This window comes from Paenarthrobacter sp. E2MeOHC11, assembly GCF_058744955.1.
Map to the genome: position 1 here is coordinate 441,622 of NZ_CP196673.1, position 25,757 is coordinate 467,378.

Genomic DNA, 25,757 nt, shown 5'->3' on the forward strand with positions numbered 1-25,757 from the left:
GCAGAAGTTGAGCATTGTGCCCTGTTTTGAGGGTTGGAGGCGTGCTAATCTTGCGCATTATGCAACCCTTGGATGGCACTGACACCCGGCTCCTTTCGGCCATGGCGAAGGACCCCCGCGGGACAGTGGTTGCCCTCGCCCAAAAGTTGGGTTTGTCCCGCAACACGGTCCAGGCCCGCATGGCCCAACTTGAAAAGAAGCACGCGTTTCTTTCCTTCGAGCGGAGGATCAACCCGGCCGCACTCGGCTACCCGCTGACGGCATTCATCACAGTCCATGTACAGCAGCAAAAACTCGCCTCCCTCGCCCAGGACCTCGCGGACATACCGGAAATCCTGGAAGGTTTTGGCCTGACGGGTTCAGCGGACCTGCTGCTGCGGGTCGTTGCCTTGGATGCGGAAGACCTCTACCGAATCAACGGAAAAATCCTTGGCTGCGACGGCGTGGAACGGACGGATACCGCACTGGCGATGCGGGAAATGATCCCGTACCGGGTGCAACCATTGCTCGGCAGGCGCTCCGGAGCCTGAAATCGCTTCTCACCTGCGGTTATTCCGGGCGTAGTACTTGCCCGGGGAACCTGCATGCGATTTGATGCAAGAGGACGCAACGGGGGCCGGCCAGAGGTCCCCGGCAAGGTGGTGGCGCTGCCGGAGGCTGCCGAAAGGGGCACGATCGTGAGCAACCCGCAAGAACCCAACCAGCCCGGGAACAACCAGCCCGGACAGAACCCTCCCCCGATTCCACCCGGGTACCCGCCGCAGACCGGCGCCTCACCCCAGTGGCAACAGCCGCCGTCGACCACTGCTCCACAGGCGGGCAACCCGCAGTACGCGGCTCCCGGCCAATACCAGCAGAACCCATACCCACAGACCCAGAACCCGTACCCGCAGGGTCAGTACCAACCCGGCCAGTACGCACCCGGCCAATACGGCCAGCAGCCCCCAAAGAAGAGCCGAAAAGTCCTGTGGATCGTGCTGAGCATCGTTGCGGGCGTGATCGTGCTTGCGGTGGTAGGTGTCCTTTTGCTGGTCAACCTCGTGGGCAACGCCACGTCCAAGGCCAAGTCCCTCGCCGACGAGTTCACCAATCTTGTGGTGTCCGGGCAATCGGAGCAGGCCTACGACAATTACCTTAGCCAGCCATTAAAGGACGAGCTGGACAAGCAGTCGTTCGTGGACGGCATTGCCAGCCTGGAACTGGATAGCTCGTGCAAGCCCAACTACAACTCGGTGAGCGTGAACAACAACAACGGCAACAACAAGGCCGATCTCTCCGGTACCTTGCAATGCGACGGCAAAACCATTGACCTCCAATACGTCTTCGAAGGCACCAACGACCTCAAGATGAGCAGCATCCGCCTCCGCCCATAGTTACCGGAAAATATTTCCGGACTTTCACCCATCCACCTGCGCATATGGTCCGAATCACTGCTTGAGAGCCCCACTCGGGGCTCAGCAGGACGGCCGGGAAATCCGGCCACCATCGGAAGGTTCGGACCAATGCGTACTTCGCCCAATCGCTTGATCGCCACCATCTTCGGAGCCGTTTACCTCTTGGTAGGCGTCCTCGGATTCTTCGTCACCTCGGGAATCGGCTTCTTCGCCACCGAGGGCGCCAACCTGATCATCTTCGCCGTCAACCCGCTTCACAACATCATCCACTTGGCCATTGGCGCTGCGCTGCTTTACTCCGGCATGAACAGCGTCACGCTGTCCAAGTCCGTCAACACGGCCGTCGGTGGCGTTTACCTGCTGGTAGGCATCCTTGGACTGTTCCTGGTGGGCTCCTCGCTGAACATCATCGCCCTCAACGGTGCGGACAACGTCCTGCACCTTGCCAGTGCTGTCGTCCTGCTGGGCGTCGCACTCTCCCAGGACAAGGCCGCAGTAGCTTCCGCCCGCGCCTGAGCAACACCTGAGCCGCGACTGAACACCAACAACGAGCCAGAGGACGGCAACAGCCATGGAACGCAGAAACCACCCCACGCTGAGCGCAGCGACCTTGCTGTTCGTATACTTCGCAGCGATGGCCGCCGGAATGGTCGAGCTTTCCCTTGCTGCCGGGTACCTCACCGGATCCGTGACCTCTGGCCCGGCGATTGCCGGTGCCGCAACCCTCGCAGGAGGCCTGGCCTTTTTGGCCTGGTCACTGTGGGGGCTGCACCGCAACACCTTGGTATTCTCCCGATACGCGCTTCCGGTCCTCGCGGTGGCGGCAGCTGCGCACCTTGCTGCCACCGTCACCGGCGTCACCACCCAACGCTCACTCGATGTGAGCCACTTTGCCGCCCTCGGCCTGACACTCATGGCACTTGCCGGAGCGGGATGGCTGAGGCGGCAGCACAAGACCAACGACGGCGGCGCCCACGGCCAGCCAAGGACCGGGCGGCTTCTGGCAGCCGCGTTCGGAGCCGCCGTCGTTGTTGCTTCAGTTGCAACACCAGGCCTGGCCGCGTCGATGGCGGGACAGCACGCTGTCCCGCACGGTGAGCACGGCCAGGCCCCACACGAGGAAAGCGGCCAGGGCTCCAATCCCGCCCTGGACCCGGGTCACCACCACTAGGCGGTGACCGGACAGGCGCACCATCGACACTGCCCACTGTTGATGGTGCGCCTTGTTCGTGGATCATGGAGCCATGGATCCCATCGAGGCACTCGACGAAATCTCCTTTTGGCTCGAACGAAGCCAGGCCCCATCCTTCAAGGTCCAAGCCTTCCGGAAAGCGGCCGACGCCGTCCGGCAGCTTCCGCCCGAACAACTGCCGACGCTGATCCGGACGGGACGGATTACCAGTATCAAGGGCATCGGCAACCGCAGCGCAGAAGTCATCACCCAGGCATTGGAAGACAGGGTCCCGGACTACTTGGCCGACCTGCGCGAACGCGGCGCAGAGGCGCTGACATCCGGCGGCGACACCCTGCGGGCCGCCCTGCGTGGAGACCTTCACAGTCACAGCAACTGGTCCGACGGCGGATCGCCGATCGAATCCATGGTTGCCGCCGCACGGACACTCGGCCGCGAATATCTTGCCCTGACCGACCACTCCCCCAATCTCACCATCGCCAATGGACTTAGCGTCGAACGCCTTGAGCAGCAGCTTGGCGTAGTGGAGGGGATCAACTCATCGCAGGATGGCTTCCGGCTGCTCAAAGGCATCGAGGTGGACATCCTTGAGGACGGGACACTGGACCAGACACCCCGCATGCTGGGCCGGCTGGACGTTGTGGTGGCGAGCGTCCACTCCAAGCTTCGGGCTGACAAGAAGACCATGACCAAGCGAATGCTGGGCGGTATCAGCGATCCGCACACCAACGTCCTGGGGCATTGCACCGGCCGCCTCGTGCAGGGATCACGGGGCACCAGGCCCGAGTCCGAATTCGATGCCGCCAAAGTCTTCACGGAGTGCGCAGAGTGGGGTGTCGCCGTCGAGATAAACTCGCGCCCCGAACGGCAGGACCCGCCGGACAACCTGATCAAGCTTGCCCTGGACGCAGGCTGCCTGTTCAGCATCGACAGCGACGCCCATGCTCCCGGCCAACTCGATTTCCTGCAATACGGGGCGGAGCGCGCCGAGGCCCTGGGCGTCCCGAAGGAACGGATCGTCACCACGTGGCCGCTGGAACAGCTGACGGAGTGGCTGAGCCTGAAGAAGTAGGTGCTCAGCGCACGCTGAAAGGGACTCCCCCTGCGGCTGGCAGGAGGAGTCCCTCTTCTTAGAGCGGTGGCTCTTATTAGTGGTCCACGGCCTTCTCTGCACCGACGCCGGTCAGCGAGCGGACTTCCATCTCCGCCTGCTTGGCCGGATCTTCGCGCCGCTTGTCCAGGACCGTCCCCAGCCACCCCAGGAAGAATGCCAAGGGAATGGACACGATGCCCGGGTTGCTCAACGGGAACAGTGCGAAGTTTGCTCCGGGGATCATGGAGGTCTTTGCGCCCGAGACCACCGGAGAGAAGGTGATCAGCAAGATGGCCGCAGCCAAACCGCCGTACATGCTCCACACCGCACCCTGTGTAGTGAACTTCTTCCAGAACAGGGAATAGACAATGGTTGGCAGGTTCGCGGATGCTGCCACCGCGAAGGCCAGTGCCACCAGGAACGCAACGTTCTGGCCGTTGGCAAAGATGCCGCCCAGGATCGCGAGGACACCGATCACCACTACCGTGCGACGTGCCACCTTCACTTCGGTGGTTGCGTCGGCCTTGCCCTTGGAGATGACGTTCGCGTAGATATCGTGGGCGAAGGAAGCTGCCGCGGTGATGGTCAGGCCAGCTACGACCGCCAGGATGGTGGCGAAGGCGACGGCCGAAATAAAGCCAAGGAGCAGTGGTCCGCCGAGGTGGAAGGCCAGCAGCGGAGCAGCGGAGTTCACGCCGCCGGGTGCGGACTTGATGGTTTCAGCACCCACCAGGGCTGCTGCGCCATAGCCGAGCACCAGGGTGAAGAGGTAGAACAGGCCGATCAGCCAGATCGCCCAGACAACGGACTTCCGGGCTTCCTTCGCTGTTGGAACTGTGTAGAAGCGCATCAGCACGTGGGGCAGGGCCGCTGTTCCGAGGACCAGCGCCAAGCCAAGCGACATGAAGTCGAGCTTGGACGTTTCCGTCTTGCCGTACTGCAGGCCAGGGTTGAGGATGTTCGGGTTGTTGGCGGCTTCCGCAGCGGAGCCCAACAGGTTGGACAGGTTGAAGCCATAGATAGCGAGCACCATGGCCGTCATGACGGCGGCCCCGGCGATCAGCAGGATGGCTTTGATGATCTGCACCCAGGTGGTGCCCTTCATTCCTCCGATGAGGACGTACATGATCATCAAGGCACCGACGACGATAATCACCAGCGCCTGTCCACCCCAATCGCTGATGCCCAAGAGGAGCGAAATCAGGCTGCCTGCCCCCGCCATCTGTGCAAGGAGGTAGAAGAAGCAGACCGCCAGCGTCGACAGAGCTGCCGCGATACGGACCGGTCGCTGGCGCAACCGGAAGGAGAGGACATCAGCCATGGTGAACTTGCCGGTGTTGCGCAGCAGCTCCGCCACGAGCAGCAGGGCTACGAGCCAGGCGACGAGGAACCCGATGGAGTACAGGAAGCCGTCGTAGCCGTTGATGGCGATGGCGCCGGTGATGCCCAGGAACGAGGCTGCGGACAGGTAGTCGCCTGCGATGGCGGTGCCGTTCTGCGAACCCGTGAAGGAACGGCCGGCGGCGTAGTAGTCCGCTGCGGTTTTGTTGTTCCGGCTGGCCCGGAAAACGATCACCATGGTGACCGCAACGAACAAGGCAAAGATGCCCATGTTGAGCAGGGTGGTGTCCTTCAGCGCTTCGACATTGACTGCCGGGACCATGGTGTTCATTTGGCTGCCCCGCTGATCACATTGCCGTCCTTATCGAAATCGTGGCCCTCAATCTCGTTGCGGATCTCAGCCGCGATCGGGTCCAGCTTTCTGTTGGAGTAGCTCACGTACCACGCCGTGATGCCGAAGGTGGTGACGAACTGGAGCAGGCCAAGGATCAGGCCGACGTTGATGTTGCCCCAGACCTTGATGGACATGAAGCCGACCGCATAGTCGGCCAAGAGGACATACGCGAAATACCAGAGCAGGAATACGACGGCCATCGGGAAGACAAAGCTGCGGTGCCGCTTGCGCAGTGTCTTGAACCGTTCCGTCTGCTGGACTTCCTGGAAGTCCACGGACGCCGTTGCGTCCTGGGGTTGGGCCTCATTACCCATGGTTCCTCCTGAGTGTGATGTGTCCACATCAGCTGCACATGCGTTGCCAACGTGACTGCAATCACTATCGAACGCGGCCCTGCGCCTGTTCCAGAGGATCGCCCAATGCCGTCGCTCAACGGTTGCGGCGCTGCGCCAAACGGTGGGATGTGAGGGAACATGCGGGACAACAGGCCGCGATGCGGAAAAGTGTCCGGCTACGCTGGCCCTATGCCAGATTCCCCGCTCTTCACAGCCGCCGCGGTCGCCGTGATCGTGCTGGCCATCGCCGTCGTCGTGGGCGTTGGCCTGAAAGTGATCCGTTCCTTCCGGGATCTGGGCACGGATGCAGAGCGTGCCACCTACAACACGCTGCACGCGGCCTCGCGGGCCGGGCAGCACCTCCGGGGCGGCCTCCAGCCTGCCGGGGCAGCCAAAGCCAGCAAGCAACTGCGGGTGCTGCTGGGCTGTGATGCCCTGGCGATCACGGACACAGATTCGGTGCTCGCCTGGGATGGTGCTGCCGAGGAGCTCAGGCCTTCCCTCATGCGCCTCGCTGAGGAGGTGCTCGCCACCGGGCGCACAGCCGTGGTGCCCCATGCCGGGCAAGGACCCCACGCAAAAGCCGAGCACGGAAACCACGGGTTCAGTGCCGTGATTGCTCCTATCCGGGCCGGCTCCAGGGTAGTTGGCTCAGTGGCCGCCCTCGCGCCAGCGGCAGGGGCGGGACTGGTAAGAGCCACCTCCGAGGTTGCCGATTGGATTGCCGCCCAACTGGAACTGACCGAGCTGGAGGCTTCGAGGACCTTGCTGATGGAAGCGGAGGTACGGGCCTTGCGTGCGCAGATCAGCCCGCATTTCATCTACAACTCCCTGAATGCCATAGCATCGTTCATCAACACCGATCCTGCACGGGCCCGTGAGCTTGTGGTGGAGTTCGCCGACTTCACCCGGTACTCGTTCCGGCGGCATGGCGACTTCACCACAGTGGCCGAGGAACTGCGCTGCATCGACCGTTATCTGCTGCTGGAACGCGCGCGCTTCGGCGAGCGCGTCCAAGTCAGCCTACGGATCGCGCCCGAGGTCCTCAGCACGGTCATTCCATTCCTCAGTCTCCAACCGCTGGTGGAGAATGCGGTCCGGCATGGCTTGGAGGCCAAGGAGGGCCCCGGACACATCACCATTTGCGCCAATGATTCCGGAGCATTTGCTGAAGTCACCATCGAGGACGACGGCGTCGGCATGGATCCCGAGCACCTGCGGTCGGTGCTAGCCGGCCACGCAGACGGCGACCATGTGGGTCTTCGGAATGTGGACGCCCGCTTGCGGCAGGTGTATGGGGACGAGCACGGGCTGGTCGTTGAAACTGCCCCCGGCGAAGGAACCCTGATCACCATGCGGGTGCCGAAGTCCCAGCCCGACCACGACGCCTAAGGCGCCGGTTAGTCTATAAACATGATCAACGTGCTCGTCGCTGATGACGAACTGCCCGCTGTGGAGGAGCTCGCCTTCCTGCTGGGACTGGATGAGCGAATTGGCGCCATCCACCGGGCGTCTTCCGGCGCCGAGGCACTGCGGACCTTGGAAACAGAGTCCGTGGACGCCGTCTTCCTCGACATCCATATGCCTGCCCTGTCCGGTCTGGACATCGCGCGGGCGATTTCCCGCAGCAGCAACCCGCCCGCCGTCGTGTTTGTCACCGCTGATGAAGACTGCGCCCTGGAAGCCTTCGACCTCGCCGCCATCGACTACCTGCTGAAACCGCTGCGCGCGGAACGGCTCTCACGTTCCGTGGACCGGATCAGCGACCTCATCAAAGAGGGCACGCCGGCACCGGAAATGATCACTGTGGATCTTGGCAGCACCACCCGGATGATCCGGCGGGACGATGTCACCTATGTGCAGGCCCAAGGCGACTACGCGAGGTTGCACACCGCTGAGGCCAGCTTCCTCATCCGGGTTCCCCTCAGCGACCTTGAACAGAAATGGGCTGAAGCGGGGTTCATCCGGATCCACCGCTCATACCTGATAGCCCTGAACCACGTACAGCACCTTAAATTATCCGCAAGCGGCCCCAGTGTGGCCGTGGCAGGTGCTGAACTCCCCATCAGCCGGAGACACCTGCCCTCCGTCCGGGACAAGCTGCAGTCCACACGCATCCGGCCCCAAGGATGACGCGCGTCCGCGTCACGGCGCCGCGCCAGGCGGCCACAGCGGCTCCGGGAAGGTCGCCATATCCGCGCGAGGTCACCGAAGATTCCGACGCCGGCCGGATCTTCATCCGGTCCCTGATCCGATCGCAACTGCGTTTGGCTCTGGTGGTGGCCTCCGGCTTCCTGATCATCCTCGCCGTGTTGGCGCTGTTCCTCGTCTACGGACCGGGCGTGGCAGAAACCCGGATCTTCGGGATTCCGCTTGACTGGCTGGTGCTGGGGGCCGGAATTTACCCCGTTATTGGCTTGAGTGCCTGGCTTTACAACCGCGCGGCGGCACGGAATGAGGCCCGCTACAGGGACCTCGTGGAGGATAAGTGAATCCGGCTGTCGGCCTGTTCGCGTTCCTGGCCGTTTCGCTGGCAACGGCGGTCATCGGGTTCTACGGACTGCGCATCTCCCGAACTACGGGCGATTTCTACGTCGCCTCGCGCACAGTCCCGCCGTGGTGGAATGCCTCGGCGATCGGCGGCGAGTATTTGTCCGCTGCCAGCTTCCTGGGTGTCGCCGGACTGATCCTGCTTTCCGGAACGGATGCTCTGTGGTTTCCCGTGGGCTACACGGCCGGATACCTGATGCTCTTGCTGTTTGTGGCCGCTCCCCTCCGGCGATCAGGGGCCTACACCATCCCCGACTTCACCGAAGCACGGTTGGATTCCAAGCTGGTCCGCCGCGTAACGAGCCTGGTGGTGGTGGCCGTGGGCTGGTTGTACATCGTCCCCCAACTCCACGGCGCGGCGCTCACCATCAGGATCACCACCGGCTTGCCGTCGTGGGTAGGTTCGACGGCGGTCGTGGTGGTTGTGTGCCTCACGGTCGTGGCAGGTGGCATGCGCTCAATAACGTTCGTCCAAGCGTTCCAGTACTGGCTGAAACTCACGGCCTTGGCGCTTCCAGTGGTCTTCGTGTTGCTGGTGCTTGCCGGTAACGGCTCAGAACCCCAGGCCCCCCTGCCCGTTAATCCCACAGGGCAGGCTCCCGCAGGGGCTTACCAGCACATATCGCTGTTGGTGGCGTTGTTATTCGGCACCTTGGGCCTGCCGCATGTCCTGGTGAGGTTCTATACCAACCCTGACGGTCAATCTGCCAGGCGGACGACGTTGATCGTGCTGGGGCTGCTCTCCGTCTTCTATCTGTTTCCCACCTTGTCCGGAGCCTTGGGAAGGATGTTCGCGCCCGAACTTGCCCAGTCCGGACAGGCCGATGCCTTGGTGCTGCTACTCCCAGGCAAGCTGATCGGCGGTGTCGCAGGCGATCTGCTCTCCTCCCTCGTAGTAGCCGGAGCCTTCGCAGCCTTCCTGTCCACAACCTCCGGGCTGGTGGTGTCACTGTCCGGTGTCATCAGCCAGGACCTCTTCGGCGGAAGCGTCAAGGGTTTCCGGCTCGCGGCGGTGCTCGCCGCCGTCGTGCCTTTGGGTTTTGCCTTCATGACCGACACCTTGGCCCTGGCCGGCAGCGTCGGCCTGGTGTTTGCGTTCACGGCCTCCACGATTTGCCCTGTCCTGCTCCTGGGAATCTGGTGGCGTGGGCTGACCGATACCGGCGCCATTGCAGGAATGCTGACCGGAGCGCTCCTCTGCGGAGGCGCCATGGTGGCCGGTACGCTCATGGGGTCGGGCAACGCGCCGGCGTGGCTGGCGCAGCCTGCTGCATGGAGCGTTCCGTCAGCATTCGCCGTGACAGTGGTGGTGTCGAGCCTGACGAAGAGCCGTGTGCCGGCGTCGGTGAATCGCGTCATGTCGCGACTCCATGTGCCGGAACGGCCTGTGGCCACCGAGCGGTAGCCCACGAAAGCAGGGGCCTGTTGTCCGCACAGCGGCCAGGGTGGACAATGTCGCCATGTCCGAGGAACCGGATGCTGCCGGCCCAGAACCACCGGCAACCCCGCCGGCGTTGTCACCGAGCGTCCGCGCGCAATTATTGGCCACCGAGCACTGGAGCCTGCTCGCCTCACGCAGCACCACGCAGGGCGAAGTACTCACACGCATCAGCATGTTCCTGACGTTCACATCGGCGAGCCTTCTGAGCGTGGCGTTGGTGGGTAACGCCACCCAGTTTTCGGATGCGTTCAGGGCCTTCGCGCTGGCCGTCCTCAGCATCGACCTGGTGGTTGGCCTGCTCACCCATGTCCGGGTCATGAGCGTGGGCATGGAGGATTTGATGTACGTCCTGGCCATGAACCGCCTGCGGGCGGCCTACGTCGACATGGACCCAGGCATGGAGCCATTCCTCATGGCCGGCGTTCACGATGACGAGGAAGGTGCCAAAAGGACGTATTACTTCCTGGGCATTCGGAAAGACTTCAGCCAGGTGGCTGGCAGCAGCATGGTTTTCATGGGGTTCGTGAACTCGGCCCTCATCGCCCTGCTGCTCGGATCAGCACTCCTGACCGCCGGGCTTCCCCCAGTGGTGGCTGTCCCTGTGGCCGTTCTGGCCGCTTTGGTATTCTTCGGGTCGTCGCTGGTGCGGGGCCACCGTCGCTACCTGGACGTCTGGAAGAACAACAAACCGATCTCCCCCAGCTCCCGCTGAGCGTACGGTACGCCTAGTCGATAGCCGCCATGAGCTCTACGACACGGGCGAGGAAGGCGTCCACCTGGGCTTCTTCATAGCCTTCGTCGCCTTTTGCCGCACGGAATACAGCGCGCCGAACAGTGTCCACGCTTAGCACTTGGTCGTGTTCCAGGTACCCGACCAGCTCAGCACACAGGGCGTCAACGTCCTGGATGTTGTAGCTGCGGGCCCGCTTCCTGGACGGGCGGCGGAACCGCTCGCCGTCCGGCCGGTGAAGCCGGCCACGCAGGATTCCGGAGAGTTTACCGATCTGGCGCAACCAGGCTTCTTCGCCTTGCTGGCTGATGAGGTCGTCCCGCTCACGGCGGGCGAAGGCATCCTCGAGCCGGTCCAGGGCAGCGTCCACGCTATGGGCGTCGTACCCACCCTTCACGGGGTCGAAGGCGACGTCCCGGACGTCCACGCTGGCCACTTGGTCAGCCGTGCCAACAGGGTTTTCGAACGACGTCCTGGCACGCTGGAGGAACTCGTCCACTTGCTTGGCGTTATAGCCGTACTTGCTGCGCTCCACGCGGTCGAATGATGCGGGAATCTGGCGTCGAATATCCACGGACACTAATTTTCCTTCATTGGTTTGTTAGACGCCGCTTAGCAGCGCGAACAGAACATAGGCTACAGGGGCTGCGAACACGATGGAGTCCAGCCGGTCCATCACGCCACCATGACCAGGCAGGATGCTGCTCATGTCCTTGACGCCAAGTTCGCGTTTGACCATGGACTCGGCGAGGTCTCCGGCAGTTGCAGCTGCAACCATGCCAACGGCCAGCACCAGCCCCACCCACCAGGGCTTGTCCAACAGGAAGATGCAGGCGAGGACACCTATGACCATTGCCCCGCCCACGGATCCCGCGAATCCCTCCCAGGACTTCTTGGGACTGATCTTGGGGGCCATGGGGTGTTTCCCGAAGGAGGCCCCGACAATGTAGCCAAAAGTGTCGTTCGAGACAACCAGCAGCAACATCGAAGCGATCTGCCACGCGCCGTCAGGAATCCCGTCCGGCCAGAAGCCGACAGGTGTGGCACCACCCGTGGCGTGGAGCTGCAGGGCCGCGAAACTGATGAGGAACGGAATCCAGGCCAGAGTGAAAACCCCGGCAAACACGCTTCGGGGCGCCCCCGCCGCACTGTCGATGGAACGCCACAGGAGAACGGCAACGGAACTTGCCGTCAAGGTGAACAGCAAACCTTCAAGTCCGCCAAAGTAGGCAGATACCGGCATCACCAGGCTGCCGATCATCACAGGAATGATCGGCATCCTGGTGCCCTGGGCTTCAAGAGCCCGGAAAACTTCCCAGACACCCAGCACCCCGAAGGCGGTAGTGAGCAGGACGAATCCCAACGGGAGGAAGAGCAGGCCACCCAGAACAGCCAAAAGCATGGAAAGTCCGACGCCGATGGCGGCCGGAAGATTCCGGCCGGCCTTCGGTGTGGGGTTCGCCCGCACACGCCTGGCGCGTTTGGGGGTGTCGCGTGTCGGGACCCGCTCAGCGGGCGCCGGCTCAGCCTGGTTCATCAGACCTCGAGCAGCTCGGCTTCCTTGCGCTTGAGCAGTTCGTCGATGCTGTCGACGTGCTGCTTGGTGAGGGCGTCAAGTTCCTTCTCAGCGCGTGCGCCTTCATCCTCGCCGGCTTCGCCGTCCTTGACGAGCTTGTCCAGGGTGTCCTTGGCTTTGCGCCGGATGCTGCGGATGGAGACCTTGGCGTCTTCACCCTTGCCCTTGACGATCTTCACGTATTCCTTGCGACGCTCCTTGGTGAGCTCGGGGATGGTCACGCGAATGACGTTTCCGTCGTTGGAGGGGTTGGCGCCAACCTCAGAGTCACTCAGAGCCTTCTCGATATCGCGCAGTGCGGTCTTGTCGTAAGGGGTGATCAGGATGGTCCGGGCGTCAGGCACACCGAAGGAGGCCAGCTGCTGGAGCGGCGTCGGAGTGCCGTAGTACTCGACGATCACCTTGTTGTAGAGACCGGGGTTTGCCCGGCCAGTGCGGATCGTGGCGAAATCGTCCTTTGCTACCTCAACCGCCTTGTCCATCTTCTCGCCGGCTTCGAGTAAGGTCTCTTCGATCACGGGTTTCTCCTCAGAAAATAGTTGCTGCCCAACTGCAGGCACCAATACACAGTAAAGATCCGCCACAAGGGGCGGACGGTCCTAGAAATATCCTAGCCCTTGCTAGGGAGTAACCAGGGTTCCCAGCGTTTCGCCGAGGATGGCACGGGTAACGTTGCCCTCGCCTTCCATGCCGAAGACCACCATGGAGAGTTTGTTGTCCTTGCACATGGTCATGGCCGTCTGGTCCATGACCCGGATGTCGCGGCGCAGGGCGTCGTCGTAGCTGAGGACATCGAGCTTTTCAGCGGCCGGATCCTTCTTGGGGTCCGCGGTGTAGACGCCGTCCACACCGCTCTTGGCCATCAGGACCACATCGGCATGTACTTCGAGTGCCCGCTGTGCCGCCACGGTATCGGTGGAGAAATACGGCAGGCCGGCACCGGCACCGAAGATGACCACGCGGCCCTTTTCCATGTGGCGGATGGCACGGCGGGGAATGTAGGCCTCTGCGACCTGGCCCATGGTGATGGCGCTCTGGACGCGGGTTTCAACGCCTGCCTGCTCCAGGAAGTCCTGCAGTGCGAGGCAGTTCATGACTGTGCCCAGCATGCCCATGTAGTCGGCGCGGGAACGGTCCATGCCGCTCTGGGAGAGCTCGGCTCCGCGGAAGAAGTTGCCGCCACCGACGACGATGGCTACCTCGACATCGGAGACAGCTGCGGCGATCTGCTTGGCGATGGCCCGGACAGTCTCAGGATCGACGCCGAGCTTTCCTCCGCCGATGACCTCGCCGGAAAGTTTCAGAAGTACACGACGGCGGGTCTTCTCGGGCTGGATTGCAGTGTTGACGGTTTCCATGGTGCCTCCCGTTGGTGGACTCTGGCTAGATTATCGTGCTGTGCGTCCGCGCAGGTACTACCCGGACGGATGCATGAAAAAGGGGCGGCCACCGAAGTGACCACCCCTTTTCATGAATTACTAGTTTCCGACGCGGAAACGGGTTACTGCGGTTGCCTTGACGCCGGCTTCTTCGAGGACCTGTGCAACGGTCTTCTTGGAATCCTTGGCGAATGCCTGGTCAACCAGAACTTCACCCTTGTAGAAGCCCGTCACGCGGCCTTCAACGATCTTCGAAAGAGCAGCTTCCGGCTTGCCTTCAGCCTTGGCGGTCTCTTCGGCGATGCGGCGCTCGGACTCGACCAGTTCGGCCGGGACGTCTTCGCGGGTCAGGTAGTTCGGAGCCATGGCTGCAACGTGGACAGCGATGTCGTGTGCGGCGGTGGCAGCGGCTTCGCCTTCACCGTCAACAGCGAACAGGACGCCGACCTGGGCCGGGAGGTCCTTGGACGTCTTGTGCAGGTAAGCGTCAACCGTGGTGCCCTCAACGCGGGAGATACGGCGGACAACAACCTTTTCGCCGAGGACAGCGCCCTCTTCGACGACGACCTCGGACAACGGCTTGCCGTCGACCTCGGTGGCCAGCAGGGTCTCGAGGTCGGCTGCGCCGGACTCGACTGCGACGTTGAGGACCTTGTCGGCCAGCTGGATGAACTTGTCAGCCTTGGCAACGAAGTCAGTTTCGCAGTTGACCTCGATCATTACGCCAACGCCGCCGTTGACCTTGGCAGCAACCAGGCCCTCAGCAGTCGAGCGGCCTTCGCGCTTGGTAGCACCCTTGAGGCCCTTGATGCGGATGATCTCGATGGCCTTCTCAGCGTCACCGTTGGCTTCGTCAAGAGCCTTCTTGACGTCCATCATGCCGGCGCCGGTGCGCTCGCGCAGGGCCTTGATGTCAGCAGCAGTGTAGTTCGCCATGTGAACCCCTCTGTCTAGAAATTTGTGTGATTACGGACTGACAGGACGGCAGCCCACCGTGTGAGCCGCCATCCTGTCAGTTGCCCCCGACGCCGTTTCGGCATCAGGGAAGGTCCAGATTTACTTGGCTTCAGCTTCGCCGGCTGCAGCTTCAGCTGCTTCGGGAGCCTCAGCTGCGGGAGCCTCAGCTGCGGGAGCTTCTGCTGCCGGAGCCTCGGTTGCCGCTGCTTCTTCGGCCTTGCTGCCTTCGAGGAGCTCGCGCTCCCACTCGGCCAGCGGCTCTTCCGGAGCTTCGGTGGTGCCGGTTGCGCGCTGGTTACGGGCGATGAGGCCCTCAGCTACGGCGTCGGCAACAACGCGGGTGAGCAGGTTGACGGAGCGGATGGCGTCGTCGTTACCCGGGATCGGGAAGTCAACTTCGTCCGGATCGCAGTTGGTGTCGAGGATGGCAACAACCGGGATGTTCAGCTTCTTGGCTTCGTCAACAGCAAGGTGTTCCTTCTTGGTGTCAACAACCCACAGAACCGAGGGAGCCTTGGTCAGGTTGCGGATACCACCGAGGTTGGACTCAAGCTTGGTGAGTTCGCGCTTGAGGAGCAGGAGCTCCTTCTTGGTGTATGCCGAGCCCGCGACGTCGTCGAAGTTGATCTCTTCGAGTTCCTTCATGCGCTGGATACGCTTGGCGACGGTCTGGAAGTTGGTGAGCATACCGCCCAACCAACGCTGGTTGACGTACGGCTGGCCAACACGGGTAGCCTGCTCGGCAATTGCTTCCTGAGCCTGCTTCTTGGTGCCGACGAACAGGACGGTGCCGCCGTGGGCGACAGTAGCCTTGACGAACTCGTAGGCGCGGTCGATGTAGGACAGCGACTGCTGGAGGTCAATGATGTAGATGCCGTTGCGCTCCGTGAAGATGAAGCGCTTCATCTTCGGGTTCCAACGACGGGTCTGGTGTCCAAAGTGGACGCCGCTGTCAAGCAGCTGGCGCATAGTTACGACGGGCATGCCGACGCTCCTTCCGGCAGGTCATTCATGAGAGAGCCCATGGGGCTGCTCTTACCCTGCCAATAGTTGACGGTTGTTTAGCCTTTGCCCGGACGGGCGCGGCTCCTGGCATCCATTGCGCTTCTCATCCGGCATGGAGCCATGGGCTCAGCCGGACCGCAAGAGGCACAATCCTCCGCAGCATCAAGCCAAGAGGCTTTTACTGGTGGAGGGCTGGATACGCGTAGTCAGCCTGGGACCCCCACATATCTGAATGAGACATGTTCCTGAACAAGCTTGAGAGCACAGCAAACTGCTCCACCAAGTGTACTACAGCGACCCCACCGGTTTGACCGCGCACGACAAGCGGTTGTCCACATAAGGAAGTCCGGGGATCGCTCCGACCCGGCCTTCCGGGAAGGCTGTTTCCATGGCCCTTTTGAAGATCCCGATTGCCACTATTGTTGTTGCCGCCGTTCTTGCGGGCACGGCAGGCGCCCCGTCGCGGACGGACCCGCGGTGGAGCTGGCCACTCTCCCCCAAGCCCTCAGTCCTGCGGACGTTCGACCCGCCGGACAAGCCGTGGCTCAGTGGACACCGCGGCGTGGATATAGGACCAGCGTCCGACGGCGGCCCCGTCACCGCACCGTCGGACGGGGTGGTGACCTTTTCCGGCATCGTGGTTGATCGAGCAGTGATCACGATCGATCAGGGCAACGGTTTGAGGAGCAGTTTTGAGCCGGTGGCCAGCGGGCTGAAGCAAGGAGATGCTGTTGTCAAAGGCCAGGTCATCGGGACACTGGAGCCCGGCTCCGGTCATTGCGGCAGCACAACCTGCCTGCATTGGGGCGTGCGGCGGGGCGACGACTACGTCAATCCCCTGGGCTTCGTGGAGGACATGCGGCCCTCCATCCTGCTTCCCCTTGACTGAGTTCACGCCACCACATCTTTTGGCCCTTAGACGATGGCCGAAACTCCCGTAATGGCGCGGCCGGTGACCAGGGTATTGATTTCGTGCGTGCCCTCGTAGGAGTAGATCGCCTCTGCGTCGGAGAAGATTTTCGCCATGCCGTAATCGGTGACAATGCCGTTTCCGCCCAGGATGCTGCGGCCCAGGGCGACGCTTTCACGCATGCGGGCAGTGGTGAACGCCTTGGCCAGTGCAGATTGCTCATCCTTGGCAACGCCGGCATCTTCAAGCTGGGCCAAGCGGACCATCATGCCCATGGATGCCACGGTGTTGCCGAGGATTTGCACCAACTGGTTCTGCACCAACTGGAAGGCTGCCAACGGCCGACCGAACTGCTGGCGCTCCACGGCATAGCTGCGGGCGACGTCGAAGGCCGCCATCTGAAGTCCCACGGCCTGCCAGGCGACAGCCAAACGGGTCACCTTGAGGACCTTGTTTGTATCGCGGAAGCTGTTCCCATTTTCCAATTTGAAGAAGTCAGGAACCACCACGTTGTCCAGGATGATGTCCGCGTTCTGGACCGTGCGCAGGGAGATCTTGTTCTCGATCTTGGTGGCCGAGTAACCCGGCAGCGTAGTATCCACCAGGAACGCCTTGACCTGGTTGTCGGCCACATCCTTGGCATAGATGACTACCCAGTCGGAGAAGGTAGCGTTGCCGATCCAACGCTTGGCGCCGTTGAGGATCCAATGTCCACCGTCACGCTTTGCCGTGGTGCGGGTGCCACCTGCAACATCGGAGCCGCCAAGGGGCTCTGTCAGCCCGAAGGCGCCGATCTTTTTCAGGGCGTAGATGTCCGGCAGCCACGCGTCCTTCTGCTCTTGTGAAGCCAGCGCCTCGATGGACCCCGTGAAGAGCCCGTCGTGGACACCCATGAACGTCGCAATGGACGCATCCGCCCTGGTGACCTCCGCGTGGAGCATGCCCGCGAACAGATTGGAGTAGCCCTGGCGGCGCACTGGGCTAACGAGGTCCAGTTCGCCCAGCTTGGGAATGAGATCCATGGGAAATTCACCGCGGTTCCAGCAGTCCACTGCAATGGGCTTGACCTCGCGGGCCAGGAATTCGCGGACTTCAGCCAGGCGATCCTGCTCCTTGCCTGTCAGCATCTGCTCAAAGGCATAGAAATCACCATCGGCATAGGGAAGGGTAGTGGCGTCGAATGCAGCGTTGGACATGCTCGCTCCTTCAAGGGTGGTCACCTGCGACCAAGACTAAGTTACTGATGAGTAACATACCGCACCATGGTGGGAACACAAAAGAGCCGTGGCCGACGAACATGAATCGTCGGCCACGGCTCCCGTGAAATGTGTAGGGCTACTCGGACTTGAACCGAGGACCTTAGGATTATGAGTCCCGCGCTCTAACCAGCTGAGCTATAGCCCCTTGACGCCCGGGAAAGCCACCGCAAAGCAGCTGTTCCGGGCAAAGCACTCCAGCAATTCTAATAGGTGCCGGGGAGTGCTTTGGTCACACTACTTTGTCCTCGTAGGAAGCTCCACGGTAGAGGTCCTCGAAGGTCTGGAGTGTGCCGTTGATGCTGTGCGGCTCCACCATCTCGCGGCTCAGCTTGCCCATGGCTTCCAACTCATCCTGGGGAAGCTCCACCAGTTGGGTGATCTTGGCAGCGAGCTCGTTGCTGTCGTTCGGCGTAAACAGGTAGCCGTTCTCACCGTCACGGACCAGATGCGGCAATGCCATGGCGTTGGCCAGCAGCACGGGGGTGGAAGCGGACATGGCTTCCAAGGTCACCAGTGATTGGAGCTCAGCTGTTCCGGGCATGCAGAAAATATCGGCCTTGATGTAAGCCTCACGCAGGTCTTCATCGCTGGCCAAGCCAAGGAACTTCACGCGATCCCCCAGCCCAAGCTTCGCTACCTGCGCTTCGAGGGCCGGACGGACTTCGCCGCCGCCAACGATTTCCAGGTGCACGTTCAATGCACGCGGAGTCTTGGCCACGGCATCAATGAGGACGTCCACGTGCTTCTCTTCGGCCAGGCGTCCGGCAAAAAGGACCGTGGGGTTGCTGTGCGGCTCGATGGTCTCCCCTGGCTGGAGCTCGTAAGCGGAAGAGTCGATGCCGTTGGACAGGGGCAGGACTTTGCGAAGGAAGGCATGCTGGTGCATTGCCTTGGCGGCGAGCGGCGTGGGCGTGGTGACCACGTCTGCCTGGCCCATGACCTTGCCCATGTCCTTCCAGGAGATACGGCCCACGATGTCCTTGAACCACTGCGGGAACGGCAGGAACGGATTCAGGTTCTCCGGCATGAAGTGGTTGGTGGCTACAATCCTGATGCCACGCTTCACGGCCTCGTAGAGAACGTGCTCGCCAATCATGTAGTGGCTCTGGATGTGGACAACGTCCGGCTGGACCTTGTCGAACAGCAGGCTGATTTCCTTCTTGATTTCCCACGGGAAACAGATGCGGAAGTACTCGTGCGTGAAGACGCCGTGCGAGCGAAGACGGTGGACAGTCGCTTCGTCCCGGAACTCCGTATAGCTCTTGCCCGAGTCCGGCCGGCAGGCCAACACATGCACATTGTGCCCACGTGCCGTCATCCCCTTGGCCAGGCGGTAGCCGAACTGGGCGGCACCATTGACGTGCGGCGGATAGGTGTCTGCCGCAATCAAAATCGTGAGGGGCTTGTTGGTGTCGGGAATGGTCACGTGGAGAACTCCTGATGGTCACGGTGCGGACAGCAATGCTGGTGGCATTGCTGCGTTGTCGCCGGGTTGCCGGTCCGCGTGTAGCGGCGGCGCAAGGTATAGCGCTGCCCTAGGCCTTCTTGCTGGCAGCCGCCTTCGCGTCCTTCTTGCGTTTGGTGACTTCCGGATGGTGCCGGCTCAGGGCAATAACCCCCACGATAGCAAGCGTAGCCGCCGCAGCCATGGCGATAGCCATCACGGCGTGGACATCGGGACGAAGCTCACCAAGGATCACAATCCCAATGGCGATGCCCACCATGGGGTCAATAACGGTCAGGCCGGCGATGACGAGGTCCGGCGGGCCTCCCGAGTACGCACTCTGCACGAACCAGGAACCGAGCCCCCCGGCCGCCGCAATGGCAATGAGCGTGTACCACTGGACGTTGAGCAGGAACAGGCCATTGGGATCTAGCAGGTGCTTGCCGATAATGCGGGTCAGGACGGCCACGAAGCCGAAGAGGACCCCGGCTCCCAGGATGTACACAAAAGCACTCATCCGGTGCTTGAACATGACGGCCAAAGTCCCGAAAATTCCCACGGCCACGGCCAGGAGCAGAACGATTGTCAGCTCGTCTTCGGCGTTGACGTGGTGGTTCTCCTGGGTGACGAACACTGCCAGCAACACGAACAATGCCGACCCCGTGACACAGGCGCTGATGGCCACGACGGTGGCGCGGTTGATGCTCAGGCCTTGGTCCTTGGCGTTGACCACCGTGGTGATCACGAGCGCGATCGCGCCGATCGGTTGGACGACGGTGAGGGGCGCAGACACCAAAGCGATGGCGTTCATGACCATTCCGAGGGCAAGGAACAGCAGTCCGAGCATCCAGCGCGGATTACGCAGGAGCCGCAGGAATCCGTTGGAGCTGAGCGCAAGGCCGCCGGTATCGGCTTTGACCGCGCTGCCCTGCCGTTGGGCGCCAATCGCCAGGAAGAAGGCGCCAAGTACCGCAAGGAAAACCGCCAGCCACACCATCAGCCGTGTCCGCCGTCGTCGGTCTTCAATTCTTTACCCTTACGCAAGATGGCCCAGAAATAGTTGTAGGCCGCGATCCAGTGGCCCAGAAGCCCGATGCCCAGGAATGTCCAAGCGATCACGAAGTACACCTCAGTGAAAGGTATGGGCAGCTTGGACAGGACGAGCAAGGGGGTGCCGACCAGCAGCAGTGCCGTGCGGACTTTTCCAATAATGCTCACCGGAAGGTCCGGGTGGCTACGGAAGTAGAACAGCGAGGCGATGGCCAGGATGGCGTCGGGCACCAACAGCGCGGCCAAGTACCACCACTGCACGACGCCGGCAATCGCCAACGTGAAGGCAACGGCCAGGAGCGCAGCCCTGTCCGCCATGGGATCCAGGATGCGGCCCAGCTTGGAGGTTTGGTCGAAGCGCCTGGCTATGTAGCCATCCACCCAGTCGGTGCTGCCCATGATAACGAGCACCAGGACCGCAAAACCGTACTCCTGTTCCGACAAAACGAGCCAGACGAACAGCGGCACACCCATGAAGCGCAGGACCGTGAGGATGTTGGGGACTGTGAAGATGAGGTCGTGGTCAACCTGAGGGCGGTCAGGGTGCGAACCAGCACCGATCAATCTCACTCGTGTCCCCCTTCCTCGTTGTCAGTCTCTGTTGCCTCGGATAGTGGCCTACTTCTTCAGCAGCTTCCTCAGGGCAACCACGAAGACCACGGCAGCGGTCGCGAATGCCGCGAGATCCTTCCAGCGGGCAGCGAGCCGTTCGGAAAGGTTATCCGGCACTGAATCTCCGATGTCGGCCAGCTTCGCGGCCGCGAATTCCTTGCCTTCCTGGAACTTGCCGTTGGCGCTGTCCAGCAAAGCCTGTCCCTGCTTCTTAACGTCCAACTGCTCGCCAAGTTCGTCACGGACCCCGGTCAGGTGCTCGCGGCGCTTCTTCAGGCGCGAGCGAAGCTCGGCTTCCGTGGGCGCCTTGACGGCGTCCGCTTCCTTCGCAGCTTCCTTGGCGGCCTTCTCGGCCTTGGCCTTCTCCGCTGCGGCTTCCTTCTCAGCTTTGGCAGCCTTGGCAGCTGGCGAGTTGGGATCCAGGATCGACTCATCGAAGGACGAGCCTTCCTTGGCAATTCCGAGATCGTGCTTGATGCCCCGGATGGTGTCCTCGGGAACCAAGGGCATGGCCTTCTTGAACTTGGCAACGCCTATCAAGGACGCGATGGCGACAATCAGGAGGAAGAACGCTGCGACGATCAGGGCCGCGAGCCAACCGGGCATGATGGTTGCCAGTCCCAGTATGGCGGCAACGACCAGGGCGATCACCAGAAGCGTGAGGAAAACCAGGGCAACGCCGAAGAAGGCGCCCGCTATGCCTACCTGGGTGGCCTTGCGCTTGAGTTCCACCTTGGCCAAGGCAATTTCGTCGTTGATTTGCCGTGGGGCCAACCGTGCAACGAGCTTGAGGGTCTTCGGCAAAGTACGAATGGCTGGTCCTTGACTGGTCCGGCCGGTGTGACGTCCACTCATGGGTTCCGCCTAACTGCTTTCCTCTGGGCATCGTGTAAGGCGAACGCGGCCTGAAATCTACAGCCGCGGACACCTGTCCTCAAAGCTATCATTCAGGTTCCTGCTGAACTTTCGGGACCACACTGCGGCGCGCCCGTCATACGCCCAATAAATATGATCCGGGCCATAGGATAGATGATCGTGACCTCTCCCATTGCTCCGGGCGATTCCCTGAGCCGACGCGAAAAACTTGTCTACATTCTCCTGCTGGGTGCCCTGACTGCACTGGGTCCATTCACGATCGACCTATACCTCCCGGCGTTCCCGGCGCTCGAGGAAAGTTTCGACGTCTCGGCTGCGGCCATCCAGCTCACCCTGACAGGTACCACCGTTGGTTTCGGGCTCGGCCAACTGGTGGTGGGACCGTTCAGCGACAAAGTGGGGCGCCGTCTGCCACTCATCCTTGCCACGGCCGTCCATATCGGTTCGTCCCTTGGTGCTGCGCTGGCAACGGACATCGGGATGCTGTCCCTGTTCCGTGTCCTCATGGGAATCGGCGCGGCAGGCGGTGGCGTGGTGGCCATGGCCATGGTCCGGGACCTCTTCCACGGCTATTCCATGGTCCGGATGTTTTCGCGCATGTCACTCGTCAACGGCCTGGCTCCCATCCTGGCCCCGGTCATCGGCTCGCAGTTGCTGCTGGCTTTCCCGTGGCCCGGCATTTTCTACTTCCTGGCCGGCTACGGCCTGCTGGTGATCCTTGCCTCCATCTTCTTCATCCGCGAGACACTCCCGGCCGACCAGCGGGGCAAATCCACCACCACGGTGGGGCAGCGTTACAAGTCGGTCCTCACGGACCGGATCTTTGTGGGCATGGTGCTGGTGGGAAGCCTGAACTTCGGTGGGTTGTTTGCTTATCTCTCGGCCTCGACCTTCCTGTTCCAGGACATCTACGGCTTTTCGCCGCAGGAGTACGGAATCCTTTTCGGCATCAATTCCCTGGGCATTGTTGCCGGTGTCCAGATCAGCTCACGCCTGATCAGACGGGTGGCCCCTCAGTGGATCGTGGCCGGAGCAACGGTCTTCATGCTGCTCATGGCCATCCTGATCATCGTTCTGGACCTGTTCCAGGTGGGATTGTGGGGCATTCTGATTCCTTTGTGGTTCTACATCTGTGCAACCGGCTTCATGTTCCCGTGCGTTCAGGTCCTGTCTTTGGCCAACCATGGCGCCCAAGCAGGCACGGCGGCCTCCCTCCTGGGCGCATCGCAGTTCATGATGGCCGGAATTGTGCCTCCGGTGGTCGGTTGGCTGGGCGTCAGCTCCGCAGTCCCCATGGGAGCCGTCATGGCCGCGTGCATCACCGGCGCGATCGCCGCCCTGTGGCTGGTGGTCCGGCCCCGCACTGTTCCCTCCATCCATTAGGAACACACCCGTAGGCTGGGATCATGACCAACAAACCGCACCGTAACGGCAGAGGACTCTTCCTTGGCGCCGTGCTTGGCGCCACTGCCGGCGCGGTCCTCGGCCGGGCGGCAGGAAGCGCGCTGTTCGGCGCGATCCTGGGGGCCGTCATCGGTGCCGCCGTGCTGTACCGGGTGAACCCTGGCCCCTGGAAGCGGGACTAACCGCACCCCGCAAAGCGGCCTGCCGCCGTCGAACTTTTCAACCCCCTCCCCTAACAGCGTCCCGCAAGGCAGAATGGTGGCCAGCCGGGGTAGCCGGTGCCGGACCGGTGAAGGGGACATCACATGAGCGCGGCTGTGGGATTATGGGGCGGTGTCCGCGGCTTGGCAACAGTGCGGCGGCTGCCCCTGACGCTGGGCCTGGTGGCATCGCTGTGGATCCTGGGGGCTGCGACTGGGAGCCTGCTGAGTGGACCCAGTGAGGCGTTGCTGGACCAGGTGGGCTTGGGATTGGCGGTGGACCCAGGACCGTGGTGGTCCATATTCACGTCAGCTTTCTTTGCTTCCTCCCTGCTCGACTATTTGGCCTGCGCGGCCGCGATCCTGGTGGGCGTGGGCATCGCCGAGCGCGTCATGGGCCCGTGGCTCGCCCTCGCCGCCTTCGTCGGCGGATCAGCCCTCAGCGCCCTGGTCCTTGTGGCCTTGGTGGCCTTCGGGACCGACGCCAGCGACCAGTGGCTGAGTTTCCTGGGCGGCGAATACGCGGTGGGTTCCTATGGCGGCGCTGCCGCCGCGCTGGGATGTGCGACGGCGGCACTGGACGCATTATGGCGTCGGCGGCTAAGGACGTGGCTGTTGGCCGCCTCATTGATGTTCGCCCTGTTCGTAGGAGTGGCACAAACACTCCAGGCGCTTGCCGGCGCAGTGATCGGCACCGTGGCCGGCTGGGCTGTCCAGTCGCTGGTCCTCCGGCGCCGGGCAGGCTCGCTGCATTCCTCGACTCTCCGTGAGACGCGTTTCCTGGTGGGCACCGTGGTGGGCGTCTTCGCCGTCGGACCTTTGCTGACGCAACTTACCGGGACGTGGGAAATCGGGCCACTGTCCGTCGTCTCGGAGGTCATGCTCCAAGCCAGTCCCGACGCCGACGAAGTCAAGGAAGCCTGCAACAACGACAACAACTGCGTGGCTCTGCAAAGCATCGTGGGCGTGCAAAGCTTCGGCGCAGCAATCCTGACACTGATTCCGGTCCTCTTGCTGCTGGTTTGCGCCGAGGGGCTTCGCCGCGGCCGCCGCCTGGCGTACCGCCTGACCCTGGTGATCCAGGCGTACCTGGCCGCCGTCACTGTCCTGTCCATCCTCCAGTACGTGAGCGATCCGGACGTCACCCTGGGCGATGACGACTTCGGCTACCTCCTTCTCTATGCGGTCCCGGCTGTTCTCGCCCCAGTGATCATCGTGGCGCTGCTGCTGGCCAACCGCCACAAGTTCCGGGTGGAGTCCAGCGATGCCGGATACCGGGTACTGGGCCGGAGCTCACTCATCCTGGCAGTCGTCGCCATAGTCCTTTACGTGGCGTTCTGGTTCGTCGAAGGCAATCCGGGCCGCTCAACGCTGTGGGACCTTGCCGGACAACTGACCCACATCCTGGTTCCCTTCCCGGTTCCCTTTGTCGTCGCTCTCCCGCAAGGCCTGTTGAGCACGGTGCTGTACGGACTTGGCGGGGACATCATCTGGCTCTGCATCCTGGTACTGGTCCTGAACAACTTCCGGCGTTTCAGGCAGCTCGCCACGGATCCGGCAGCAGACCTGGGGCACACCCGGGAGTTGCTCCACGACGGCGGCGGCACGCTGTCCTGGATGGCTTTGTGGGACAACAACCAGTACTGGTTCACGCCGGACCGGAAGGCCGGCGTTGCCTATCAGGTACACAACGGCGTGGCGCTCACAGTTGCCGGGCCTTTCGGCGCGGAGGAACACCATGCGGACGCAGCCACGGGCTTCCTGAAACACTGCGCCGGCCTGGGACTCACCCCGTGCTTCTATTCAGCCACTGCCGAGCTGGACGGCCCGCTCCTTTCCAGGGGATTCCGAAAACTGGAAGTGGCGGAAGAGACCCTCCTGAATGTCCAGGCCATGACCTTCAAGGGCAAGGAGTGGCAGAACGTCCGCACGGCGCTGAACCGGGCAGACAAGCTGTCCATCAAGGACCACTGGTATCCCTACCATGCGATGCCTCCGGGAACCAGGGCGCAGCTGGCAGAGATCTCCGAAGAATGGGTAGCGGACAAGGCCCTCCCCGAAATGGGCTTCACGTTGGGCGGCCTGAATGAATTGAAGGATCCCGAAGTCCTCTGCTGCGTGGCAGTGGATGATGAAGGGCTGGTCCACGGAGTCACCAGCTGGTTGCCGGTGTTCCGCAACGGCGTCATCTCCGGATGGACCCTGGACTTCATGCGGCGCCGGACCACCGGATTCAAGGGCGTCATGGAATTCCTCATCGCCTCCGCCGTGACCCATTTCAGGGAAGAAGTCCCCCGGATCTCCTTGTCCGGCTCGCCGCTCGCCAATGCCGGAGCTGACGTTGCTGAGGGTGACCGAAGTTCCTTGGACCGGGTCCTGGCACTGCTCGGAAATGCACTCGAACCCATGTACGGCTTTAAGTCCCTGGCAGCCTTCAAGTCACGGTTCCAGCCAGAGCACAGGACCCTGTATATGTACTATCAGGACCCCTTGGCGTTGCCATCCATCGGTATCGCCGTGGGCTCCGCTTATCTCCCGGGCCTCTCCCCCGCGCAAAGCGCAGGCCTGCTGCGCCAGATGGTGGCAAGGGAGCCCGCCGCATGAGGCCCGGACAG

General features: G+C 62.3%; 27 protein-coding genes and 1 tRNA gene. 14 read left to right on the forward strand and 14 right to left on the reverse strand.

Going from position 1 to position 25,757, the window contains the following annotated elements; genetic code table 11:
- The first annotated feature begins 59 nt into the window (after positions 1–59).
- The 5 genes from ACSSVG_RS02025 to ACSSVG_RS02045 all read left to right on the forward strand — a co-directional run bounded on the left by ACSSVG_RS02025 (position 60) and on the right by ACSSVG_RS02045 (position 3,658).
- Positions 60–530 (forward strand): Lrp/AsnC family transcriptional regulator, encoded by a 471-nt coding sequence (locus ACSSVG_RS02025; protein WP_159707934.1) that lies wholly within the window; start codon positions 60–62, stop codon positions 528–530.
- Positions 531–677: 147 nt separating this feature from the next.
- Positions 678–1,373, forward strand: coding sequence for a hypothetical protein (locus tag ACSSVG_RS02030; protein WP_492417022.1), 696 nt, complete (start codon positions 678–680; stop codon positions 1,371–1,373).
- A 129-nt stretch (positions 1,374–1,502) separates the two neighbouring features.
- The gene (locus ACSSVG_RS02035) at positions 1,503–1,910 is read left to right on the forward strand and encodes a DUF4383 domain-containing protein (protein ID WP_310201331.1); all 408 of its coding nucleotides are present in this window, start codon (positions 1,503–1,505) and stop codon (positions 1,908–1,910) included.
- Between the two features lie 55 nt (positions 1,911–1,965).
- Positions 1,966–2,565 carry a hypothetical protein gene (locus ACSSVG_RS02040; RefSeq protein ID WP_231342169.1) on the forward strand — a complete coding sequence of 200 codons (600 nt, stop codon included), beginning with the start codon at positions 1,966–1,968 and terminating at the stop codon, positions 2,563–2,565.
- 73 nt (positions 2,566–2,638) lie between these two features.
- Positions 2,639–3,658, forward strand: a complete 1,020-nt coding sequence (locus tag ACSSVG_RS02045) for a PHP domain-containing protein (RefSeq protein ID WP_231342168.1) — start codon at positions 2,639–2,641, stop codon at positions 3,656–3,658.
- Between the two features lie 76 nt (positions 3,659–3,734).
- On the opposite strand, the gene ACSSVG_RS02050 is transcribed toward ACSSVG_RS02045, so the two are convergent.
- Both ACSSVG_RS02050 and ACSSVG_RS02055 read right to left on the reverse strand, forming a co-directional pair.
- Complete coding sequence (locus ACSSVG_RS02050; protein WP_231342167.1) at positions 3,735–5,351, reverse strand: monocarboxylic acid transporter; 1,617 nt, start codon at positions 5,349–5,351, stop codon at positions 3,735–3,737.
- Entirely contained in the window at positions 5,348–5,728 is a 381-nt protein-coding gene (locus ACSSVG_RS02055) for a DUF485 domain-containing protein (protein ID WP_231342166.1), read from the reverse strand. The genes ACSSVG_RS02050 and ACSSVG_RS02055 overlap by 4 nt, the downstream gene beginning before the upstream one ends.
- A gap of 210 nt (positions 5,729–5,938) precedes the next feature.
- Between ACSSVG_RS02055 and ACSSVG_RS02060 the strand changes: the two genes are divergently transcribed.
- From ACSSVG_RS02060 to ACSSVG_RS02080, 5 genes are read left to right on the forward strand one after another with little or no spacing between them, the layout of a single operon-like run.
- Positions 5,939–7,141: a sensor histidine kinase gene (locus ACSSVG_RS02060; protein WP_231342165.1), complete on the forward strand. Its 1,203-nt coding sequence runs from the start codon at positions 5,939–5,941 to the stop codon at positions 7,139–7,141.
- A gap of 21 nt (positions 7,142–7,162) precedes the next feature.
- Entirely contained in the window at positions 7,163–7,882 is a 720-nt protein-coding gene (locus ACSSVG_RS02065) for a LytR/AlgR family response regulator transcription factor (RefSeq protein ID WP_231342164.1), read from the forward strand.
- Positions 7,879–8,241 carry a DUF485 domain-containing protein gene (locus tag ACSSVG_RS02070; RefSeq protein ID WP_231342163.1) on the forward strand — a complete coding sequence of 121 codons (363 nt, stop codon included), beginning with the start codon at positions 7,879–7,881 and terminating at the stop codon, positions 8,239–8,241. The genes ACSSVG_RS02065 and ACSSVG_RS02070 overlap by 4 nt, the downstream gene beginning before the upstream one ends.
- Positions 8,238–9,704, forward strand: coding sequence for a sodium/solute symporter (locus tag ACSSVG_RS02075; protein ID WP_231342160.1), 1,467 nt, complete (start codon positions 8,238–8,240; stop codon positions 9,702–9,704). Before ACSSVG_RS02070 ends, ACSSVG_RS02075 begins: the two co-directional genes overlap by 4 nt.
- 55 nt (positions 9,705–9,759) lie before the next feature.
- Positions 9,760–10,452: a hypothetical protein gene (locus ACSSVG_RS02080; protein ID WP_492417026.1), complete on the forward strand. Its 693-nt coding sequence runs from the start codon at positions 9,760–9,762 to the stop codon at positions 10,450–10,452.
- Between the two features lie 13 nt (positions 10,453–10,465).
- Here ACSSVG_RS02080 and ACSSVG_RS02085 read toward each other — a convergent pair whose 3' ends face one another.
- The 6 genes from ACSSVG_RS02085 to rpsB form a co-directional block, all read right to left on the reverse strand.
- Positions 10,466–11,050, reverse strand: coding sequence for a DivIVA domain-containing protein (locus tag ACSSVG_RS02085; protein WP_231342157.1), 585 nt, complete (start codon positions 11,048–11,050; stop codon positions 10,466–10,468).
- A 21-nt stretch (positions 11,051–11,071) separates the two neighbouring features.
- Positions 11,072–12,007 (reverse strand): phosphatidate cytidylyltransferase, encoded by a 936-nt coding sequence (locus tag ACSSVG_RS02090; protein WP_253467515.1) that lies wholly within the window; start codon positions 12,005–12,007, stop codon positions 11,072–11,074.
- On the reverse strand, positions 12,007–12,564 hold the full coding sequence (gene frr / locus ACSSVG_RS02095) for a ribosome recycling factor (protein WP_026541491.1): 558 nt from the start codon (positions 12,562–12,564) through the stop codon (positions 12,007–12,009). The genes ACSSVG_RS02090 and frr overlap by 1 nt, the downstream gene beginning before the upstream one ends.
- A 102-nt stretch (positions 12,565–12,666) precedes the next feature.
- Positions 12,667–13,404, reverse strand: a complete 738-nt coding sequence (gene pyrH, locus ACSSVG_RS02100; protein ID WP_231342155.1) for a UMP kinase — start codon at positions 13,402–13,404, stop codon at positions 12,667–12,669.
- 120 nt (positions 13,405–13,524) lie between these two features.
- A complete protein-coding gene (tsf, locus tag ACSSVG_RS02105) occupies positions 13,525–14,361 on the reverse strand; it encodes a translation elongation factor Ts (protein ID WP_011774217.1) in 837 nt (278 codons plus the stop codon).
- Positions 14,362–14,481: 120 nt separating this feature from the next.
- Entirely contained in the window at positions 14,482–15,366 is an 885-nt protein-coding gene (rpsB, locus tag ACSSVG_RS02110; protein WP_253467512.1) for a 30S ribosomal protein S2, read from the reverse strand.
- A gap of 409 nt (positions 15,367–15,775) precedes the next feature.
- Between rpsB and ACSSVG_RS02115 the strand changes: the two genes are divergently transcribed.
- Complete coding sequence (locus tag ACSSVG_RS02115; RefSeq protein WP_492417030.1) at positions 15,776–16,276, forward strand: M23 family metallopeptidase; 501 nt, start codon at positions 15,776–15,778, stop codon at positions 16,274–16,276.
- Positions 16,277–16,302: 26 nt separating this feature from the next.
- Here the strand turns inward: ACSSVG_RS02115 and ACSSVG_RS02120 are convergent, their stop codons facing one another.
- The 6 genes from ACSSVG_RS02120 to ACSSVG_RS02145 form a co-directional block, all read right to left on the reverse strand.
- Positions 16,303–17,493: an acyl-CoA dehydrogenase family protein gene (locus tag ACSSVG_RS02120; protein ID WP_253467506.1), complete on the reverse strand. Its 1,191-nt coding sequence runs from the start codon at positions 17,491–17,493 to the stop codon at positions 16,303–16,305.
- Positions 17,494–17,627: 134 nt separating this feature from the next.
- Positions 17,628–17,701, reverse strand: a tRNA-Ile gene (locus ACSSVG_RS02125).
- A gap of 84 nt (positions 17,702–17,785) precedes the next feature.
- Positions 17,786–18,982, reverse strand: a complete 1,197-nt coding sequence (locus tag ACSSVG_RS02130; RefSeq protein ID WP_231341058.1) for a glycosyltransferase — start codon at positions 18,980–18,982, stop codon at positions 17,786–17,788.
- A gap of 109 nt (positions 18,983–19,091) precedes the next feature.
- On the reverse strand, positions 19,092–19,997 hold the full coding sequence (locus ACSSVG_RS02135) for a DMT family transporter (RefSeq protein ID WP_159707880.1): 906 nt from the start codon (positions 19,995–19,997) through the stop codon (positions 19,092–19,094).
- Positions 19,997–20,620, reverse strand: a complete 624-nt coding sequence (locus tag ACSSVG_RS02140) for a CDP-alcohol phosphatidyltransferase family protein (protein ID WP_231341057.1) — start codon at positions 20,618–20,620, stop codon at positions 19,997–19,999. The genes ACSSVG_RS02135 and ACSSVG_RS02140 overlap by 1 nt, the downstream gene beginning before the upstream one ends.
- A 48-nt stretch (positions 20,621–20,668) precedes the next feature.
- Positions 20,669–21,517, reverse strand: coding sequence for a phage holin family protein (locus ACSSVG_RS02145; protein ID WP_231341056.1), 849 nt, complete (start codon positions 21,515–21,517; stop codon positions 20,669–20,671).
- Positions 21,518–21,691: 174 nt separating this feature from the next.
- Here ACSSVG_RS02145 and ACSSVG_RS02150 point away from each other — a divergent pair, with 174 nt between their 5' ends.
- The 3 genes from ACSSVG_RS02150 (at position 21,692) to ACSSVG_RS02160 (ending at position 25,746) form a co-directional block, all read left to right on the forward strand.
- Positions 21,692–22,921, forward strand: coding sequence for a multidrug effflux MFS transporter (locus tag ACSSVG_RS02150; protein ID WP_231341055.1), 1,230 nt, complete (start codon positions 21,692–21,694; stop codon positions 22,919–22,921).
- A gap of 23 nt (positions 22,922–22,944) precedes the next feature.
- Positions 22,945–23,124 (forward strand): YMGG-like glycine zipper-containing protein, encoded by a 180-nt coding sequence (locus ACSSVG_RS02155; RefSeq protein WP_492417034.1) that lies wholly within the window; start codon positions 22,945–22,947, stop codon positions 23,122–23,124.
- A 123-nt stretch (positions 23,125–23,247) separates the two neighbouring features.
- Positions 23,248–25,746 carry a bifunctional lysylphosphatidylglycerol flippase/synthetase MprF gene (locus ACSSVG_RS02160; RefSeq protein ID WP_492417035.1) on the forward strand — a complete coding sequence of 833 codons (2,499 nt, stop codon included), beginning with the start codon at positions 23,248–23,250 and terminating at the stop codon, positions 25,744–25,746.
- Positions 25,747–25,757: the final 11 nt, after the last annotated feature.